We start from the raw sequence: 17,592 nt of genomic DNA, 5'->3' as shown, positions 1-17,592 counted from the left end.
CTCTGCCCGAGGAGCATCAACCGTTGCCGGGAGCGGGTCAACTCGCGGTCAGGGCCGGGGTGACGAGCCTGAGTTGCTGGCAGCAGGAGGCCAGGCGCCCGCAGTGCGCCGAGTCCCTGCGGGCCGTGAAGGCACTGGAGGAGGTGCTGGAGCCGCCGCGGCACTGGGCCCCGCTGCCGGTACGGTGCCGGCGCCTCGCCCAGGTGCCGCCGAGGGCACCGCGCGGCGCCCGTACGGATCTCAGGCCGACCGGCAGGAACCGGACCGTTCATCTGGTGGAGCAGGGGTACGGCCCGGTCCGGTCGGCATCGACTGGGACTGGGGGTGAAACCGGTAGTACCCGGCCGAGGGCCGGCGTCGGGGCCCGGCCGGGGTCAGGCGTCGGAGCCGGCGATCAGCTTTCCACCCTCGACCCTGACCGGGACCGAGGGCAGCGGCGCAGTCGCCGGGCCGCGCGTCGCCTTGCCGGTCGTCGTGTCGAAGTGGCTGCCGTGGCAGGGGCACGTCCCCACGTTGTCCTCGACCTTGTCCAGCAGGCAGCCCCCGTGGGTGCACTGGGCACTGAAGGCCTTGTACTCGCCCTTGCCCGGGCAGTTCACGATGACCCGCTCGTTGCGGTAGAGCTTGGATCCGCCGACCGGAATCTCGTCCGGCGCGCCGAGCTCGACCGGGGCGGTCGGCGTCGGCGTCTCGGCGTGGCCGAGCTTCGAATCGGTCGAGCAGGCGGCCACTCCCAGCCCGGCGGCGCCGGCGAGAGCGGCACCCTTCAGCACGGTACGACGGGCGGCGGGCTGGCCGGACATGCGGTCTCCACTGGTCCAAGGGGTGGATGGGCACCGGGCGCGACCGAGCGCCGCGGGTACCAGGAGTGCCGCGGACATCGGAGCTGTCAGACGCCATCGGTGCCATCGGTGACAGAACCGACGATACCGGCGGAGACCGACGGCCCTGCGGCCGGGCCTCCTGAGAACGGTTGTCCCTGGTCACCGCCCCAGCGACTCAGCGGGTTCGACGGGTTCAGAAGTCTCAGCGGCTTCAGCAGTGGCAGCAGCGATGACGGTGGCAGAACGCGAACGGCGGCCCCCGGAGATCCGGGGGCCGCCGCGACGCGCGGGTCTCAGGCCTTGCGCGCGCGGGTCGCCTTCTTCGCCGCGGGCTTCTTCGCCGCAGCCGTCTTGGCGCTCTTGGCCGTGGCGGACTTCGCGGTCTGGCCCACGCCCGTCCTGGCCGTGGCCGTCTTCCTCGCCGGGGTCGACTTGGCGGCGACCGCCTTCTTCGCGGCCACCCTCCGCACCGGCTTACGGGCAGCGGGCACCGCGGCCTCGTTCACCCGGTCCGGGTCCAGGATGCCCTGGAGGAACTTTCCGGTGTGGCTGGCCGGAACCCCGGCCACCTCCTCCGGAGTGCCCTCGGCGATGACCAGACCGCCGCCGCTGCCGCCTTCGGGACCCATGTCGATGACCCAGTCCGCAGTCTTGATCACATCGAGGTTGTGCTCGATGACGATCACCGAGTTGCCCTTGTCGACCAGCCCGGAGAGCACCTTGATGAGCTTGCTGATGTCCTCGAAGTGCAGACCCGTGGTCGGCTCGTCCAGGACGTAGACCGTGCGACCGGTGGAGCGCTTCTGCAGCTCACTTGCAAGCTTCACGCGCTGCGCCTCACCGCCGGAGAGCGTCGGCGCGGACTGGCCGAGCCGGACATAACCGAGGCCCACCTCGTTGAGCGTACGGAGGTGGCGGGCGATCGTCGGAACGGCCTCGAAGAACTCCAGGCCCTCCTCGATCGGCATGTCCAGCACCTCGGCGATGGACTTGCCCTTGTAGTGGACCTCCAGGGTCTCCCGGTTGTAGCGCGCTCCGTGGCAGACCTCGCACGGCACGTACACATCAGGCAGGAAGTTCATCTCGATCTTGATGGTGCCGTCGCCGGAGCAGTTCTCGCAGCGGCCGCCCTTGACGTTGAAGGAGAAGCGGCCCGGCAGATAGCCGCGCACCTTCGCCTCCATCGTCTCCGCGAACAGCTTGCGGACGTGGTCGAAGACCCCGGTGTACGTGGCCGGGTTGGACCGGGGCGTGCGGCCGATGGGTGACTGGTCGACGTGCACCACCTTGTCGACCAGGTCGTCGCCGTCGACCCGGGTGTGGCGGCCGGGGACCGACTTGGCGCCGTTCAGCTCACGCGCCAGGTGGGTGTAGAGGATGTCGTTGACCAGCGTCGACTTCCCCGAACCCGAGACGCCCGTGACGGCGGTGAGCAGACCGAGCGGGAAGGAGACGTCGATGTCCTGGAGGTTGTTCTCCCGGGCGCCGTGGACCGTGAGCCTGCGCTGCGGGTCGACGGGACGCCGGACATCGGGCATCGGGATCGACTTCTCGCCGTTCAGATACTGACCGGTGATCGACTCGCCGTTGGCCAGCAGTTCCTTGAGCGATCCGGAGTGGACCACCTTGCCGCCGTGCTCACCGGCGCCGGGGCCGATGTCGACGACCCAGTCGGCGACCTTGATGGTGTCCTCGTCGTGCTCGACGACGATGAGCGTGTTGCCCATGTCGCGGAGCCGGACGAGGGTCTCGATCAGCCGGTGGTTGTCCCGCTGGTGCAGGCCGATGGACGGCTCGTCCAGCACGTAGAGCACGCCGACGAGACCCGAGCCGATCTGGGTGGCGAGCCGGATGCGCTGGGCCTCGCCGCCGGACAGGGTTCCGGCCGCACGGTTGAGCGAGAGGTAGTCCAGGCCGACGTCGACGAGGAACCTCAGCCGCTCGTTGACCTCCTTCAGCACCCGCTCGGCGATCTTCTTGTCACGGGCGTTGAGCGTCATCCGGCCGAGGAACTCGGCGCACTCGCTGATCGACATCGCGGCGACCTCGGCGATGGACTTCTCCATCACCGTCACCGCGAGGACGATCGGCTTGAGCCGGGTGCCCTCACAGGTCGGGCAGGGCACCTCGCGCATATAGCCCTCGAAGCGCTCGCGGCTGGAGTCGCTCTCGGCGTCGGAGTGCCGCCGCTTGACGAACTGCACCGCGCCCTCGAAGGCGGGGGTGGTGTACGCGCGCTCCCGCCCGTAGCGGTTGCGGTAGCGGACCTCGGTCTGGATCTTGTGGCCGTGGAGCAGGGCCTTTCTGGCCCGCTGCGGCAGCCCGGCCCAGGGGATGTCCGTACGGAATCCGAGGGCGTCGGCGAGCGCGTTGATCTGCCGGCCGAAGTACTCCTTGGTGTGGCCGTGCGACCAGGGGTGGATCGCGCCCCCGTCGAGCGTCCTCTCCTCGTCGGGGACGATCAGCTCCGGATCGACCTCCATCCGCGTACCGATACCCGTGCAGTCGGGGCAGGCGCCGAAGGGCGAGTTGAAGGAGAAGGAGCGCGGTTCGAGCTCCTCGAAGGAGAGGTCGTCGTACGGGCAGTAGAGGTGCTCGGAGTACATTCGCTCACGCTCGGGGTCGTCCTCGGGGAGGTCGACGAAGTCGAGCACGACCATGCCTCCGGAGAGCCCGAGCGCGGTCTCGACCGAGTCGGTCAGCCGGCGCTTGGCACTGTCCTTCACCGTGAGACGGTCGATGACCACCTCGATGGTGTGCTTCTCCTGCTTCTTCAGCTTGGGCGGCTCGGAGAGCTGGATGGTCTCGCCGTCGACCCGAGCCCTGCTGTAGCCCTTGGTCTGGAGATCGGCGAAGAGGTCGACGAACTCGCCCTTGCGCTCGCGCACCAGCGGCGAGAGCACCTGGAATCGGCTGCCCTCGGGCAGGCCGAGCACCTTGTCGACGATCGCCTGCGGCGACTGGCGCGAGATGGGCCGGCGGCACTCCGGGCAGTGCGGCTTGCCGATCCGGGCGAAGAGCAGCCGGAGGTAGTCGTAGACCTCGGTGATCGTGCCGACCGTCGAGCGCGGGTTGCGCGAGGTCGACTTCTGGTCGATGGAGACGGCGGGCGAGAGGCCCTCGATGAAGTCGACGTCCGGCTTGTCCATCTGGCCGAGGAACTGGCGGGCGTACGAGGAGAGGGACTCCACGTAGCGCCGCTGGCCCTCGGCGAAGATCGTGTCGAACGCGAGAGACGACTTGCCCGACCCGGAGAGCCCGGTGAAAACGATCAGGGAGTCGCGGGGGAGGTCGAGCGAGACGTTCTTGAGGTTGTGCTCGCGAGCGCCACGGACGATGAGACGGTCGGCCACGCCGGTCCGCACCTTTCTGGAGAGAAGTGGGGGAACTGAGCCCCTGTCCCAGGGTATGGGGGGCGCCACAGCGTTGTACGAAGCTTTCGACTCCGAGCGTATAGCACGCACATTCGATTTACGGACGCCTGTGGACTCCTTCACCCGAATGAGTGGCGAGGCTAGGCTCAGCCTCATGATTGATCATGCGCACGACCTGGAAGCCGTACGTGAAGCAACCGATCGGCTGCTCAGCGCCACCGGAAAATTGGACGCCGCCGCACTGGCCGAGCCGTCGCGACTTCCCGGCTGGAGCCGGGGACATGTCCTTGCGCACCTCTCCCGTAACGCCGACGCGCTCGTAAATGTTCTCCAGGGCCGGCCCATGTACGCAGACAGCGAAACCCGCGACCGCGACATCGAACGCGACGCGCCCCGGCCACCGGCCGAGCAGCTGGCCGACCTCGCCGGGAGCGCGGACCGCTTCGCGGCCGCCGCCGCGGCCCCGGCCGACTGGTCCCGCACGGTCACGCTGCGCAACGGCGTCACGGACTCCGCCTCCCGGGTCCCCTTCCGCCGCCGCGTCGAGGTCGAACTGCACCATGTCGACCTGGGTACCGGCTACGAGCTGGAGGACCTGCCGGAGGAGTTCGTCGCCCGCGAGATCGAGTTCCTCGCCGAGCGGTTCGACGGGCACCCCGATGTCGTGTCCACGAGGCTGGACGACGGACAGGGACCGATCCGGACGACCGGCGGCGGCGCGGAGGGCGGCCCCGTCACAGTCCGCGGCACGGCCTCCGACCTCCTCGGCTGGCTCTGCGGGCGCCGCGACGGGGCGGCACTGGCCGTCGAAGGCGGCCCGCTTCCCGCACTGCCCCCGCTATAGGCTGAGAGACATGACGTACAGCGGAGCGGTCAAGGTCGGCGGGCGCGCGGCCGTGCACGAGCTGACGGATCTGATGATCTCCAAGGTCGCCGTCGGCCCGATGAACAACAACGCGTATCTGCTGCGCTGCCGGGCCACCGGCGAGCAGCTCCTGATCGACGCGGCCGCCGAGGCCGGCACGCTGCTGCGGCTGATCGGTGACGACGGCATCGCGTCCGTCGTCACCACCCACCGGCACGGTGACCACTGGCAGGCGCTGGCCGAGGTGGTGGCGGCCACCGGAGCGCGTACCTACGCCGGGCGGTACGACGCCGAGGGCATCCCGGTTCCGACCGACGTCCTGGTCGACGACGGCGGCACGGTCCGGGTGGGCGAGGTCTCCCTGACCGCCCGTCACCTCGTGGGCCACACCCCGGGCTCCATCGCGCTCGTCTACGACGACCCGCACGGCGCTCCGCACCTGTTCACCGGGGACTGCCTCTTCCCGGGCGGTCCTGGGAGGACAACACTTCCGAAGGACTTCGAGTCGCTGATGAGCGGCATCGAGACCAAGCTCTTCGACCAGCTGCCGGATGAGACTTGGGTCTACCCGGGCCACGGTCACGACACCACGCTCGGCGCGGAACGCCCGCACCTGGCGGAGTGGAGAGCCCGAGGCTGGTAAACCGGAACCTCGTACAAGCGGGGCCGCCCCACCGAAGGGCCCTACGCCAACCTCATCGGCATAGGGCCCTTCGGTCTGTGCGGGTCAGGTAGCCGCGCCCCGATGGGGCCCTGTTCTCCCGAAGCTACGGCGAAGTGACAAGTAGCTCTCTGTAATCAGAGTGACGCTCGGTCAAGAAGAGCGAGGCGGGGGCCGGGGACTTCGCTGGCCTGGAGGGCGGCGAAGTCGGCGGGGGCCTTCTCGGCAGCTTCGGGGTACGCCTCGCGCTTGGCTTGCTCGGCCAGTGCCCGGTAGACGCTGGCCACCGAGGGGTTGCGCCCCTTGCGCTTGCCGGTGGGGATGATCAGGTCGGGCTGGATCTGCTCGACGGACTCGCCGTTCGCGCGGCGCCGCAGCACGGTGTGCAGCATGTCGTCGGTGATGACCGGCGGTCGGCCGCCGTGCTTGCCCTTGCGAGAGGCGGTGTCGAGCCCTTCCAGTGTGGACTCGCGGATGTTCTCCCGCTCGGCACCCTGCGGGAAATGGCAGCTCAGCCAGCGCGCGCAGTCCACTCCGGCGGCGTCCACAACCGGGCATTGGCGCTGCCGACCTGGATCAGCGTTCCGGTATGTCGATCCTGACGCGCCGGGCGGAACCCGTCGATCGCGAACACCTGCTGTCCGCTGGTGATGTCGACGCCCTGCAGACCGGCCTCGTCGGCGATCAGCAGATGCTCTCCGTCGGTGAAAAAGCCGAAATCGCCGACCGGCCAGGGGAACGTCGCGACCGCCTTGATCCATCGGACGCCTGGCGAGCGCAGTTCGATCGAGGTGGGGTCGAGGACGTGGACGGTACCGCTGCCGGCATCGTCCCGGTCATACACCGCGATCCGCCCGTCGTCGATCCACACCACCGGCCAGTTCCACTCCGAGACCTCGGGATACACCGCATAGCTGGGCCCGTCCTCGGACTCATACGGGTTGTCGTGCAGCCAGGCGGTCAGGCTCCACACCGCCGGCATCCCCCACGGCTGCCACACCCAACCGCCGTCGTAGACACGAGTCCCGTCAGGACTCAGCGACAGCGCGCCGTGGAAGTAATCGAGGTCGTGCTCCGCATCTTCCTCATCTCTATCCGGGCTGTCCCGCGCCGTAAGCACCTCGCCGGACGCGAGATCGGTGACATCCAACCGGTTCCAGTCAGTGCGATGGACGACAACCGGCCGGCCACCGTGTTCGGCGAACGCCAACGCGAACGGGACGGTTTCACAGCAGTAATCCCCGCCGTCCAACTTCAACGCTGGCGAACCAGTGGTGAGATCGACGACGGTGCCGTACCGACCGCGGTCTTGAACCACCGCCGCCCAACGGCCACATCGAGACACGTGAAGCCGCAGCCGAACGCCGCCACCGTATTCGGACGCCAGCCTCTCCTCCCGATACCGGGCCACATCCTGCACCTCGCCGGTCGTCGGCGTCCATCGCGCCAGCCGACCGTCCTCGGACAGCACCAGCCACGCCGGCCCCGCGTCACCGAGGGCCGCTGGCAACGCTGCCACATCCACGACCGGCGGCAGCGCGTCGGGAACCGCCACGTCCACCGTGATCATCGCCATATTGATCCCCTCGGTGCGCCCGTGTGCCCCCCATTACCTTTTTCGTGGTCCCGCAATGGGGCTCCCGGCCTCCGGGATCGGCATGACTGCTCCCCCCTGTTGAACGTATGGCCCGGGGGGTGGTGTCACCGGTCCCGGAGGCACTGACAGACCGCTGATTAGGGGCATGACCACCGACTCCTCCGGGAGGCTCTTCGTAATGTGGATGTGGCGATCGGTGCCGACGGACGGCCGGGTGGGCACGACTGAAGGACGCACGTGATCGACACCGGTGACATCGACGTCTACCTCGGTTTGAACGTCGGCAAGGGCGAACACCACGCCACCGCCGTCACCCCGGCCGGCAAGAAGGCGTTCGACAAGCGCCTGCCCAACAGCGAACCGAAACTGCGCGAGGTGTTCGCCAAGCTCCAGGCCAAGCACGGGACCGTGCTCGTCGTGGTCGACCAGCCCGCGTCGATCGGCGCCCTGACCGGCCCGCAATGACCTCCGTGCACGGCGGCCCCCGGCCCGCCGACGAGAGACGGCGCACAGTGGCAGTCGGCGACGAGGGCCGGTCCATGGGGTCCGGCTTCCGTGGTTACCTTCACGGGTCCGTTCGCGCGTCGGCGATCGGGTTCACCGCGGACTCCGTGTGCCTGCGTCGGCGAACTCGCGGATGCCGGGCATGTGCCCCCTCACAGGCCGATGCCGACCAGGGGGGAGTTCTTCACGCGGTCGACGTCGTCCATGTACCGAGCGAGGACGCGGGAGCCGTCGACCCATCCGCCCGCGCGGGCGATCTCCAGCGGGTCGTGTCCGGCGGCTCGGGCTGCGGTGGCGAAGCCGCGGCGCAGGGAGTGCCCGGACCAGTCGCCGGAAAGGCCGGCGGCGACGGCCAGGCGCTCGATCGCTTCGGCGGCGGCCTCCGCCGTCATCCGCCCGGCCGGGTCCCCGATGATGCGGCCGCCCCGGGTCATGGGCGGGGCCAGGCGGTCCCACCGGTCGACGCGGAGGAACACAGGGCCCTCGGTGCGTCCGGCGGCCGCGAGGGCGGCGAGGTAGGTGCGCAGCGCGCGGACGGGGCAGGTGGCCGGGTCGGTGCCGTACAGGACGGCGTTCGTGGTGTGCTTGCGCACTCTTTTCCGGTACACGGTCACGTCGTAGCCGTGCTCCGTCTCCACGACGGCGGCGAGGTCCAGCGCGGCCAGCTCGGAGACGCGGGCCGCCGTGGCGAAGCCGACCAATGCGAGGGCGGCGTTCCGCTTCCCGGCGAGAGCGCCTGAGCTGGGCACCGGCCGGGGCGGGCGACGATGCGTCGCCCGCCCCGGCCGGTGTCCGTTTCCCGCCCGCCGGTCAGACGGCTGTGCCTGCGCCCTTGCCGGCGGTCTCGTCGGCGTCCTCGGCAGACTCCGCCCGGGCCTGCTTCTTGTTGGCCATGAGACTGGTGATCGTGGTGATCACCAGCACGCCGCAGATGACGCCGAGCGAGACCGGGATGGAGATCTCGGGGACGTGCACCCCCGACTCGTGCAGTGCGTGCAGCACCAGCTTCACCCCGATGAAGCCGAGGATGACCGAGAGCCCGTAGCTGAGGTGGACCAGCTTCTTCAGCAGCCCGCCGATCAGGAAGTACAGCTGTCGCAGCCCCATCAGGGCGAAGGCGTTGGCGGTGAAGACGATGTACGGGTCCTGGGTCAGACCGAAGATCGCGGGGATGGAGTCCAGGGCGAACAGCACGTCGGTGGTGCCGATGGCGAGCATGACGACCATCAGTGGCGTCAGGACGCGCTTGCCGTTGTTCCGGATGAAGAGCTTGGTGCCGTGGTAGCGGTCGGCCACCCCGAAGCGGCGCTCGATCGTCTTGAGCAGGCGGTTCTCCTCGAACTCCGACTCTTCCTCGTCGGCCCGCGCCTCCTGGATGAGCTTCCAGGCGGTGTAGATCAGGAATGCGCCGAAGATGTAGAAGACCCACGAGAAGTTGGCGATCACGGCGGCACCGGCGGCGATGAAGACCGCCCGCAACACCAGCGCGATCAGCACACCGAACAGCAGCACCCGCTGCTGGAGGTGTGAGGGGACCGAGAACTTCGCCATGATGAGGACGAAGACGAAGAGGTTGTCGACACTGAGCGACTTCTCGGTGATGAAGCCGGCGAAGAACTCGCCCGCGGCCTGGCTCTCGCCGAAGAGCAGCAGGCCGAGCCCGAAGAGGACGGCCAGCGCGATCCAGACGATCGTCCAGATTCCGGCTTCCTTGGTCGTCACGTCATGGGGCTTGCGCCCGATGAAGAAGTCGACGGCGATAAGGGCTGACAGACCAAGAATGGTCAGCACCCAGAGGGTCCATGAAACGTCCACTGCGCCTCCGGCAGTTCGCTACGGCTACTGATCAGCGTCGTCGCTGCCGGAGGTCTCTTCCACCCGGGCGCACGGGCTGCACGCCACGGGCCGGCGCCCCGGGACCGGTCACGGTCCGTATTGACGGGAACACCGCGTACGGGAGTACTCCCCTCCGCCCGAAGAACAGTACAGGAAACACCAAGGAAAGGTAAAGAAGAGGGTAAAGATCATTCAAAAGCGCTGGTGGGAGTGGCGTGAAAAGCGATGCCGGGTGGCGGGCCCACATGCGGGCCGGCCACCCGGCCGAGTCGGTGCCGGTACGCCGGGGTTCAGAAGCGCCGGGGGCGTCGGGCGGCGGCCACCTGGGCGAGGACCTGTTCCAGGACCCGGCTGCCCGGCGGCATCCGCGGCGGCTCGTACGTCCAGGCGTGGCCCACCCAGGGATCGGACAGGTGGTCGTCGGCGACCGGGGTGAGCCGGAGCAGCGAACGCCACAGCGGGTCGAGCACCGGCCCGTACGCGCCGGCGTCCTCCCGGTCCGCGACCATCAGCAGATGGACACCGACCGAGGGCCCCTCGTCGGCCAGGTAGCGCAGCTGGGTGACGGCCCGGTCGTCGAATCCGTGCGGGAAGTCGTTGACGATCAGCAGCTGCTCGCCCGTGTCCACGTCCGGCGGAAGGGAGTCGGCGGCGCCGGCCCGGATCGCCATCTGGACCAGATCGACGCGCCGGGTGAGATGGGCGAGGACCGTGGCCACGCCTCCTGCTCCGGAGGCGGGCGGCCCGGCGAGCACCCCGGACCGCACCAGGGGGGCGAGCGCTCCGGCCGCCGAGCCCGCAGGGTCGATGACATGGACCGAGAACTCGTCGGCCGGGTAGACGGCCAGCAGCCGGGCCGCGTGCGCGACCGCGCTCTCCATGGCGAGGCCGCGCAGCCGGGCGCCGTCCGTCATGGCCGCGGCCTCGGACGCCGTGCGGCCGCTGTCGATCCAGATGCCGCGCTCCAGCGGCAGCCGGACCAGCAGCGGGATGTGCAGGCCGGGATTCTCCGGCAGGTGAAGGTCGCCGATGCGCAGCGCCATGGGGATCTCCATGGGGACGCGGTAGGCGTGCCAGACGGGGTTGTCCCAGCCCGCGAACGGGGCGGGCAGCGCGGGCTCCACCACGGCGGCCTCGGCGGCGAGCTGGGCGAGGTCGCGGTCGAGGGCCTCACGGGCCCGGGCGGTCAGCTCGTCGCGCTTGGCACGGGCCTCCTCGCGGGCCCGGTCCCCCGCGCCGCCGATCCGGCTGCGCGGGTCGGACAGCGTGCGGTCGAGCTCCTGCTCCATGCGGGACTCGGCGAATTCGACGGCGCTGCGGTAGGCGGCGGTGGTGCGGGCGAGGTCCTCGAACATGCCCCAGATCTGGTTGTAGAGGCGCTCGTCCATGGACCAGCCGGTCGCGTTCCCGGCGACGGGTTGTGCGGGGCGGCCCGGCTCGGTGGGCGGCGCGGTGGGCGGGGGCGGCGGGGGTGCGGCGGCCTGGCGGCGCGGGTGCGCGTAGTTGATGGGTCCGCCCGTCGGGGCGGCGGGCGGCGGGGTGACGGGCCCCGTGAGCGGTTCGGACGGCTGGGCGGCGGGCCTGCGGCCGTCCGGCGGCGATACGGGGCCGGCGCCGGATCCTGCCCGGCCGGCGTCCGGGGTGCGGGGCGGGGGCGGGGTGACCGAGCGGGCCATCGCCCGGGTGACCGCGTCCTGGATCGTGTGGGCCAGCTCGGGGGCCCGGGGCAGCCCCTGGTCGGCGAGCATGGCGGCGAGGCCGCCCGCGTAGCCCTGGCCGACGGCGCGCACCTTCCAGGCGCCCTGGCGGCGGTAGAGCTCCAGGGCCGCGACCGCGGATTCGGTGTCCAGGCCGGTGAGGGTGAAGGTGGCGATCTCGGTGCCGTCGAGCGCGGTGACGGCGACGAACGGGGAGGCGACCGCGCCGAACCGTACCGGGCCGCCGACTCCCGTCGGCAGGGCCAGCAGCACGGTGACCCGGTGCACCGGGGCGGGCAGGGCGTCGAGGTCCACGGCGAGCCGGTGGTCGGCCGCGGCCTGTCTGGATACTTCGAGCCCGGGGAGCTGAGGCGACCCCGGGTGGGCGATCCACTCGGTGCCGTGCACTGTGCCGTGCTCGTCGCCGAGCGTGGCGCCGGCCACGACGGGCGTGCCGGCCGATACCCGGATCTCCAGACGGGTATGGGGCAAGGTGTGGTTCTGCCCCCGGACCAGCTCGGCCGTCATTGCCCTGTCCCCTCGACGAGTCACTGCGTGGCGCGCCGCGTGCGGTGCGGCGTCATGTGGTGCAGCTCCCGGCGGCCGATGCCTCCGGGAGCTGCGGGTAACCGATGTGTACCGGATCGGAGGGTGCCGAGGACCCTCGGCACCCTCCCCGGTCGGGCCCTGCTTACAGGTGCGGCAGGATCGCCGGCATCAGGTCCTGGAAGGTGCGGCCGTTGGCCGGGTTGCCGAGGGCCGTCATCTGCCACCCGTTCCCCGAGCGGTGCACCTTCGCCATGATCTGGGCGGTGTACTGCCCGCCGCCGTTCAGCGTGTAGCGGGCGAGCTCCTGGCCGTTGGTCTCGTCGACGATGCGGCAGAAGGCGTTCTGCACCTCCTGGAACGTCTGGCCGGTGAAGGAGTTCACCGTGAAGACGATCTGGTCGATGTGGACCGGCACCCGCTGCAGGTCGACGAGGATCGCCTCGTCGTCGCCACCGGAACCGGCGCCGCCGACCAGGTTGTCCCCGGTGTGCTTGACCGAGCCGTCGTCACTGACGAGGTGGCGGAAGAAGACCACGTCGACCGGCTGCTTGTCGGCGAAGAGCACCGCCGATGCGTCGAGGTCGATCTCCCGTGTACGTGAACCGAACAGACCCCGGCGCGGTGCGGCCTGCCAGCCGAGCCCCATCCGCACCGCGGTCAGGGTCCCCCCATCGCTCTTCTGCAGACTGATGGCCTGACCCTTGGTCATATTGACCGTCACGCGCTGTCCCCTCTCCGCTTTCCCCGCAACCATCCGTGCGCGGTTTCCCAGAACCCTACGCAGTCGCGCCGGTGGCGCGGCCGCTCGGGGCCGATTTGTGTCGGTCCTGCAACACACTCGATGCGACGGGGCTCAGGCGAGCCCCGCTTCGCGCATCTGGCGCAGCTCCTTCTTCAACTCCCCGACCTCGTCACGCAGTCGCGCCGCCACCTCGAACTGGAGGTCCGCGGCGGCCGCCCGCATCCGGTCGGTCATCTCCTCGATGATTCCGGCGAGTTCGGTGGCGGGCCGGTCGGTGACCGCTTCGCCGCCGCCCTTTGCCTTCTTGGAGGCGGCCGGCTTGATACCCAGCGCGGGCACGGGAGCCTTGGCGCCCTTCGCCTGGCGGTAACCGGTGCCGAGCAGTTGCTCGGTGTCGACCTCCTCGCGGGCGATCGTCGCGACGATGTCGTTGATCTTCTTCCGCAGTGGCTGCGGGTCGAGACCGCGCTCGGTGTTGTAGGCGATCTGCTTCTCGCGGCGGCGGTTGGTCTCGTCGATGGCCTGCTCCATCGCCGGGGTGATCTTGTCCGCGTACATATGGACCTGTCCCGAGACGTTCCGGGCGGCGCGGCCGATGGTCTGGATCAGGGACGTCCCCGAGCGCAGGAAGCCCTGCTTGTCCGCGTCGAGGATCGCGACGAGCGACACCTCGGGCAGGTCGAGGCCCTCACGCAGGAGGTTGATGCCGACCAGTACGTCGTACTCGCCGGAGCGCAGCTCGCGCAGCAGCTCGATGCGGCGCAGCGTGTCGACGTCGCTGTGCAGATAGCGGACCTGGATGCCGAGCTCCAGGAAGTAGTCGGTGAGATCCTCGGCCATCTTCTTGGTGAGGGTGGTGACCAGGACCCGCTCGTCCTTCTCGGCGCGTGTGCGGATCTCGTGCACCAGGTCGTCGATCTGGCCCTCGGTGGGCTTGACGACCACCTCCGGGTCGACGAGGCCGGTGGGCCGGATGATCTGCTCCACGAAGCCGTCGCCCCGGGACAGCTCGTACTTCCCGGGGGTGGCGGAGAGGTAGACGGTCTGGTTGATCCGGCTCAGGAACTCCTCCCACTTCAGCGGGCGGTTGTCGAGCGCGGAGGGGAGCCGGAAGCCGTGGTCGACGAGGGTGCGCTTGCGGGAGGCGTCGCCCTCGTACATCGCACCGATCTGCGGCACGGTGACGTGCGACTCGTCGAGAACGAGGAGGAAGTCCTCCGGGAAGTAGTCGAGGAGGGTGTTGGGGGCGGTGCCGGGCGAGCGGCCGTCGAAGTGCATCGAGTAGTTCTCCACGCCGGAGCAGGTGCCGATCTGCCGGAGCATCTCGATGTCGTACGTGGTGCGCATCCGCAGTCGCTGGGCCTCCAGCATCTTGCCCTGCTTCTCCAGCTCGGCCAGGCGCTGCTCCAGCTCCTGCTCGATGCCGTTGACCGCCTTCTCCATGCGCTCGGGGCCCGCGACGTAGTGGCTGGCGGGGAAGACGTGGAGGGACTGGTCCTCGCTCATCACCTCGCCGGTGAGCGGGTGGAGGGTGGAGAGCGCCTCGATCTCGTCGCCGAACATCTCGATGCGGACGGCGAGCTCCTCGTAGACCGGGAAGATCTCGATGGTGTCACCGCGGACCCGGAAGGTGCCCCGGGTGAACGCGAGGTCGTTGCGGGTGTACTGGATCTCGACGAAGCGGCGCAGCAGCTGGTCCCGGTCGATCTCGTCACCGACCTTGAGCTGGACCATCCGGTCCACGTACTCCTGGGGTGTACCGAGGCCGTAGATGCAGGAGACGGAGGCGACCACGACGACATCGCGCCGGGTGAGCAGCGAATTCGTCGCGGAGTGGCGCAGCCGCTCGACCTCCTCGTTGATGGAGGAGTCCTTCTCGATGTAGGTGTCCGACTGGGGGACGTACGCCTCGGGCTGGTAGTAGTCGTAGTACGAGACGAAGTACTCGACGGCGTTGTTGGGCAGCAGCTCGCGGAACTCGTTCGCGAGCTGTGCGGCGAGCGTCTTGTTCGGCGCCATCACGAGCGTGGGGCGCTGCAGCTTCTCGATCATCCATGCGGTGGTCGCCGACTTACCGGTGCCGGTCGCTCCGAGCAGGACGACGTCCTTCTCGTCGGCGCGGATGCGCCGCTCCAGCTCGGCGATGGCCGCGGGCTGGTCGCCGCTGGGCTGGTAGGGACTGACGACCTCGAAAGGCGCCACCGAACGTTCGATCTTCGAAACGGGCCGCATGGAACCACCGTACGACCCGCCACTGACAACCGGGCGCGGTCAGCCGATGTGCCGGGCCGGGATCACCATTCTCCCGGCGGCGCGGGGTCGCGCGGCCGGGAGTGGAACGAGGCCGGGTCGGCATGCGTCCCGAACCGCGGCACCTGCCGCTGGGCCGGTATCCCGGGCGGGCGGCCGGCCCCCGAGGTCCTCGGGTCGTTCCAGTCCGGGGTGCCCATCACCATCAGCGGATCGAACATCACGACCACCGCGGCGAGGATCAGGAAGCAGCCGGGTCCGATCAGCAACGGCACGAGCGGTGCGGTCGCCGCGCCGGCCGCAGCGGCGTCGGGGTGGGCGCCGGGGTGCACATGGACACTGAGCGCGGCCATGCCCGTGTAGTGCATGCCGCTCACCGCGACGCCCATGACGACGCTGGCCCCGAGGCTGAGCAGGAACCCATGGACGGAGACGGCCGCCCAGAGCGCCGTGGTGGCGGCCACCACGGCGATGACGACGGAGAGGGCCACGGTGATCGTGTCGTACTCGAACTGCCCTTCGAAACGCATTCCGGCCATGCCCAGGTAGTGCATGGTGGCGACACCGAGTCCGGTGATGGTGCCGCCCGTCACCAGGGCCATTCTGGTGGCTCCGCGGTACCCGACGATGAAGATGCCGACGCCGACCATGCCGATGGCGACCGCGAGGCTGGCGAAGGTGATCGGCTTGTCGTAGCCGATGGTCATCCCGTCGACGGAGAAACCCAGCATCGCGATGAAGTGCATGGTCCATATGCCGGAGCCGATGGACGTCGCACCGAGGGCCAGCCAGCCGGCCTTGAAGGAGCGCTCGGTCCGCAGCGACCGGTTCGTGCAGCGCAGTCCGAGCGCCGCGCCGAGGCAGGCCATGAGGAAGGCCGCGACGGGCGTCACCGCTCCATAACTGAAACCGTCGATCGTGCCCTGCATGCTCGTACGCCCTTCGCGGAAGCCCGGGTTTCGGGGTGACCCTAAGGCGCGAGTCCCGGCAAACAAACAGAAGGACTGCATTTTATCGAGCGGGAATTCGGCCCGTGCCCCGGCATCGGCGGCCGCGTTCACGTTGTGGCCATCCTTCGCCTGTCCTCCGTTGGGGCGTGGCTGCCACTCTCGGCCCGTCCGCACCTTCCGACGCAAGGAGTACACGTGTACGCACGCACCGCAACCGCCGCGCTCGCCGCCGCCGCCCTGATGGGCACCGGCGCCTTCCTGATGTCGGCCACCGACACACGGACCACGGACCGGGCCGCCGCCGGAACCGGGCACGTGACCGCGGTCACCGGCATCAGTGCCGTGAGCGCCCGGACCACGGACGCGCAGCGGACCGCCCCCCTCGTCTTCGCCCACCGGGGCGCTTCGGCCTATGCGCCGGAGAACACCCTGGCCGCCGTCGACAAGGCCGATGCCCTCGGCTTCGACTGGGTGGAGAACGACGTCCAGTTCACCAAGGACGGTGTGCTGGTGGTCGTGCACGACACCGATCTGAAGCGGACCACCGATGTCGAGGAGGTCTTCCCGGACCGGACCTCGTGGGCGGTCAAGGACTTCACGGCGGCGGAGATCGCCCGGCTGGACGCGGGCAGCTGGTTCGGCCCGCAGTTCGCGGGGACCCGGGTGCCCACGCTCGAGCAGTATCTGGACCGGGTCGAGCGCAACCGGCAGAAGCTGCTGCTGGAGATCAAGAGCCCCGAGACCTACCCGGGCATCGAGAAGGAGACCCTGCGGGTGCTGCGCCAGAAGGGGTGGCTCGACCGCGCTCATGTGAAGAACCGGCTCGTCATCCAGAGCTTCGGAGCGGACAGCGTGAAGAAGGTGCACCAGCTGCGCCCGGACATCACGACGGGTTTCCTCGGCACCCCCGCGGTGGCCGACCTGCCCTCGTACGCGGCCTTCACCGACCAGATCAACCCCTCCTACACCTCCATCTCGGCCGACTACGTGAACGCGGTGCACGCGCTGAAGGGCGCGCACGGCAAGAAGCTCCGGGTCAACACCTGGACGGTCAACGACGCGGCGAGCGCCCGGAAGGTGGCAGGCCTCGGCGTGGACGGGATCATCACCAACAACCCCGACGTGGTGCGCGAAGCCACCGGCTGACCGGGGCCGCGGCCGGTTGTCAGTGGGCGGCCGTACGGTGGATCCCATGAACAGCAACGGGGTCGTCGAGTGGGCCGTCGTCGGGAGCGGCATCGGCCCGCTGCTCCTTGCCGCGACCGGCACGGGCCTGGTGAGCGTGGTCTTCCACGCCCGCCCCGAGGTGCGTGAGAAGGCGGTCGGGCAGCTGCGGACGCGGCTCGGCGCGGAGCCGGTGGAGAGTCCCGGCTCCGCCCGGCTCGCCGAGCCGGTACGCCAGCTCGCGGCGTACTTCGCGGGCTCGTCGCAGAAGTTCTCGCTCGCTCTGGACTGGTCGCTGATCTCCGGCTTCAACCGCCAGGTGCTCCGCGAGCTGGCGACGGGCGTGCCGTACGGGACGGTCGTCGGATACGGGGAGCTCGCCGGGCGCGTGGGCCGGCCGGGTGCCGCGCAGGCGGTCGGGGTGGCCATGGCGTCCAACCCGCTGCCGGTGGTGGTGCCGTGCCACCGGGTGGTGGAGAGCGACGGCGGACTCGGCGGTTTCGGCGGAGGGCTCGACACCAAGCGGCAGCTGCTGGCGCTGGAGGGCGTGCTGCCGCAGCCGCTGTTCTGAGCCGGCCG

14 protein-coding genes and 1 pseudogene are annotated in these 17,592 nt (G+C 69.8%); 5 read left to right on the top strand and 10 right to left on the bottom strand.

From position 1 onward, the window contains the following. Positions 1–374: 374 nt before the first annotated feature. Positions 375–803 carry a Rieske (2Fe-2S) protein gene (locus IE107_RS04120; RefSeq protein ID WP_189541121.1) on the bottom strand — a complete coding sequence of 143 codons (429 nt, stop codon included), beginning with the start codon at positions 801–803 and terminating at the stop codon, positions 375–377. A gap of 314 nt (positions 804–1,117) precedes the next feature. After that, positions 1,118–4,177, bottom strand: coding sequence for an excinuclease ABC subunit UvrA (gene uvrA, locus IE107_RS04115; protein WP_189541119.1), 3,060 nt, complete (start codon positions 4,175–4,177; stop codon positions 1,118–1,120). A gap of 175 nt (positions 4,178–4,352) precedes the next feature. Here uvrA and IE107_RS04110 point away from each other — a divergent pair, with 175 nt between their 5' ends. Together IE107_RS04110 and IE107_RS04105 are read left to right on the top strand one after the other, a co-directional pair. Beyond that, on the top strand, positions 4,353–5,042 hold the full coding sequence (locus IE107_RS04110) for a maleylpyruvate isomerase family mycothiol-dependent enzyme (RefSeq protein WP_189541117.1): 690 nt from the start codon (positions 4,353–4,355) through the stop codon (positions 5,040–5,042). Positions 5,043–5,052: 10 nt separating this feature from the next. After that, on the top strand, positions 5,053–5,706 hold the full coding sequence (locus tag IE107_RS04105; RefSeq protein WP_189541116.1) for an MBL fold metallo-hydrolase: 654 nt from the start codon (positions 5,053–5,055) through the stop codon (positions 5,704–5,706). A 155-nt stretch (positions 5,707–5,861) separates the two neighbouring features. On the opposite strand, the gene IE107_RS04100 is transcribed toward IE107_RS04105, so the two are convergent. Continuing rightward, positions 5,862–6,272, bottom strand: coding sequence for a hypothetical protein (locus IE107_RS04100; protein ID WP_229866678.1), 411 nt, complete (start codon positions 6,270–6,272; stop codon positions 5,862–5,864). Beyond that, on the bottom strand, positions 6,236–7,300 hold the full coding sequence (locus IE107_RS04095) for a hypothetical protein (RefSeq protein WP_189541114.1): 1,065 nt from the start codon (positions 7,298–7,300) through the stop codon (positions 6,236–6,238). Before IE107_RS04095 ends, IE107_RS04100 begins: the two co-directional genes overlap by 37 nt. 261 nt (positions 7,301–7,561) lie before the next feature. Here IE107_RS04095 and IE107_RS04090 point away from each other — a divergent pair. Beyond that, a pseudogene (locus IE107_RS04090) lies at positions 7,562–7,771 on the top strand (IS110 family transposase); the annotation flags it as partial. Positions 7,772–7,977: 206 nt separating this feature from the next. Here the strand turns inward: IE107_RS04090 and IE107_RS04085 are convergent. The 6 genes from IE107_RS04085 to IE107_RS04060 form a co-directional block, all read right to left on the bottom strand. Continuing rightward, the gene (locus IE107_RS04085; protein WP_229866677.1) at positions 7,978–8,574 is read right to left on the bottom strand and encodes a tyrosine-type recombinase/integrase; all 597 of its coding nucleotides are present in this window, start codon (positions 8,572–8,574) and stop codon (positions 7,978–7,980) included. A 61-nt stretch (positions 8,575–8,635) separates the two neighbouring features. Continuing rightward, the gene (locus IE107_RS04080) at positions 8,636–9,640 is read right to left on the bottom strand and encodes a TerC family protein (RefSeq protein WP_189541112.1); all 1,005 of its coding nucleotides are present in this window, start codon (positions 9,638–9,640) and stop codon (positions 8,636–8,638) included. Positions 9,641–9,951: 311 nt separating this feature from the next. Continuing rightward, on the bottom strand, positions 9,952–11,886 hold the full coding sequence (locus IE107_RS04075) for a TerD family protein (protein WP_189541110.1): 1,935 nt from the start codon (positions 11,884–11,886) through the stop codon (positions 9,952–9,954). Between the two features lie 163 nt (positions 11,887–12,049). Beyond that, a complete protein-coding gene (locus IE107_RS04070) occupies positions 12,050–12,628 on the bottom strand; it encodes a TerD family protein (RefSeq protein ID WP_189541108.1) in 579 nt (192 codons plus the stop codon). Positions 12,629–12,760: 132 nt separating this feature from the next. Further along, positions 12,761–14,881 (bottom strand): excinuclease ABC subunit UvrB, encoded by a 2,121-nt coding sequence (gene uvrB, locus IE107_RS04065; RefSeq protein ID WP_189541106.1) that lies wholly within the window; start codon positions 14,879–14,881, stop codon positions 12,761–12,763. Between the two features lie 62 nt (positions 14,882–14,943). After that, positions 14,944–15,828: an MHYT domain-containing protein gene (locus IE107_RS04060; RefSeq protein ID WP_189541104.1), complete on the bottom strand. Its 885-nt coding sequence runs from the start codon at positions 15,826–15,828 to the stop codon at positions 14,944–14,946. A 216-nt stretch (positions 15,829–16,044) separates the two neighbouring features. Between IE107_RS04060 and IE107_RS04055 the strand changes: the two genes are divergently transcribed. Both IE107_RS04055 and IE107_RS04050 read left to right on the top strand, forming a co-directional pair. After that, positions 16,045–16,995 carry a glycerophosphodiester phosphodiesterase gene (locus IE107_RS04055; protein WP_189541102.1) on the top strand — a complete coding sequence of 317 codons (951 nt, stop codon included), beginning with the start codon at positions 16,045–16,047 and terminating at the stop codon, positions 16,993–16,995. A gap of 46 nt (positions 16,996–17,041) precedes the next feature. Then, positions 17,042–17,584, top strand: coding sequence for a methylated-DNA--[protein]-cysteine S-methyltransferase (locus IE107_RS04050; protein ID WP_189541101.1), 543 nt, complete (start codon positions 17,042–17,044; stop codon positions 17,582–17,584). Positions 17,585–17,592 lie beyond the last annotated feature (8 nt).

The sequence above is a fragment of the Streptomyces gelaticus genome, from assembly GCF_014649535.1.
Lineage (GTDB): Bacteria > Actinomycetota > Actinomycetes > Streptomycetales > Streptomycetaceae > Streptomyces > Streptomyces gelaticus.
This window is presented reverse-complemented; position numbering and strand designations above follow the sequence as displayed.

Bases quoted from the DNA above. Each gene is read 5' to 3' on its own strand.
- IE107_RS04120 (WP_189541121.1), bottom strand. From the start codon at position 803: ATGTCCGGCCAGCCCGCCGCCCGTCGTACCGTGCTGAAGGGTGCCGCT.
- IE107_RS04110 (WP_189541117.1), top strand. From the start codon at position 4,353: ATGATTGATCATGCGCACGACCTGGAAGCCGTACGTGAAGCAACCGAT.
- IE107_RS04105 (WP_189541116.1), top strand. From the start codon at position 5,053: ATGACGTACAGCGGAGCGGTCAAGGTCGGCGGGCGCGCGGCCGTGCAC.
- IE107_RS04095 (WP_189541114.1), bottom strand. From the start codon at position 7,300: ATGGCGATGATCACGGTGGACGTGGCGGTTCCCGACGCGCTGCCGCCG.
- IE107_RS04075 (WP_189541110.1), bottom strand. From the start codon at position 11,886: ATGACGGCCGAGCTGGTCCGGGGGCAGAACCACACCTTGCCCCATACC.
- uvrB (WP_189541106.1), bottom strand. From the start codon at position 14,881: ATGCGGCCCGTTTCGAAGATCGAACGTTCGGTGGCGCCTTTCGAGGTC.
- IE107_RS04060 (WP_189541104.1), bottom strand. From the start codon at position 15,828: ATGCAGGGCACGATCGACGGTTTCAGTTATGGAGCGGTGACGCCCGTC.
- IE107_RS04050 (WP_189541101.1), top strand. From the start codon at position 17,042: ATGAACAGCAACGGGGTCGTCGAGTGGGCCGTCGTCGGGAGCGGCATC.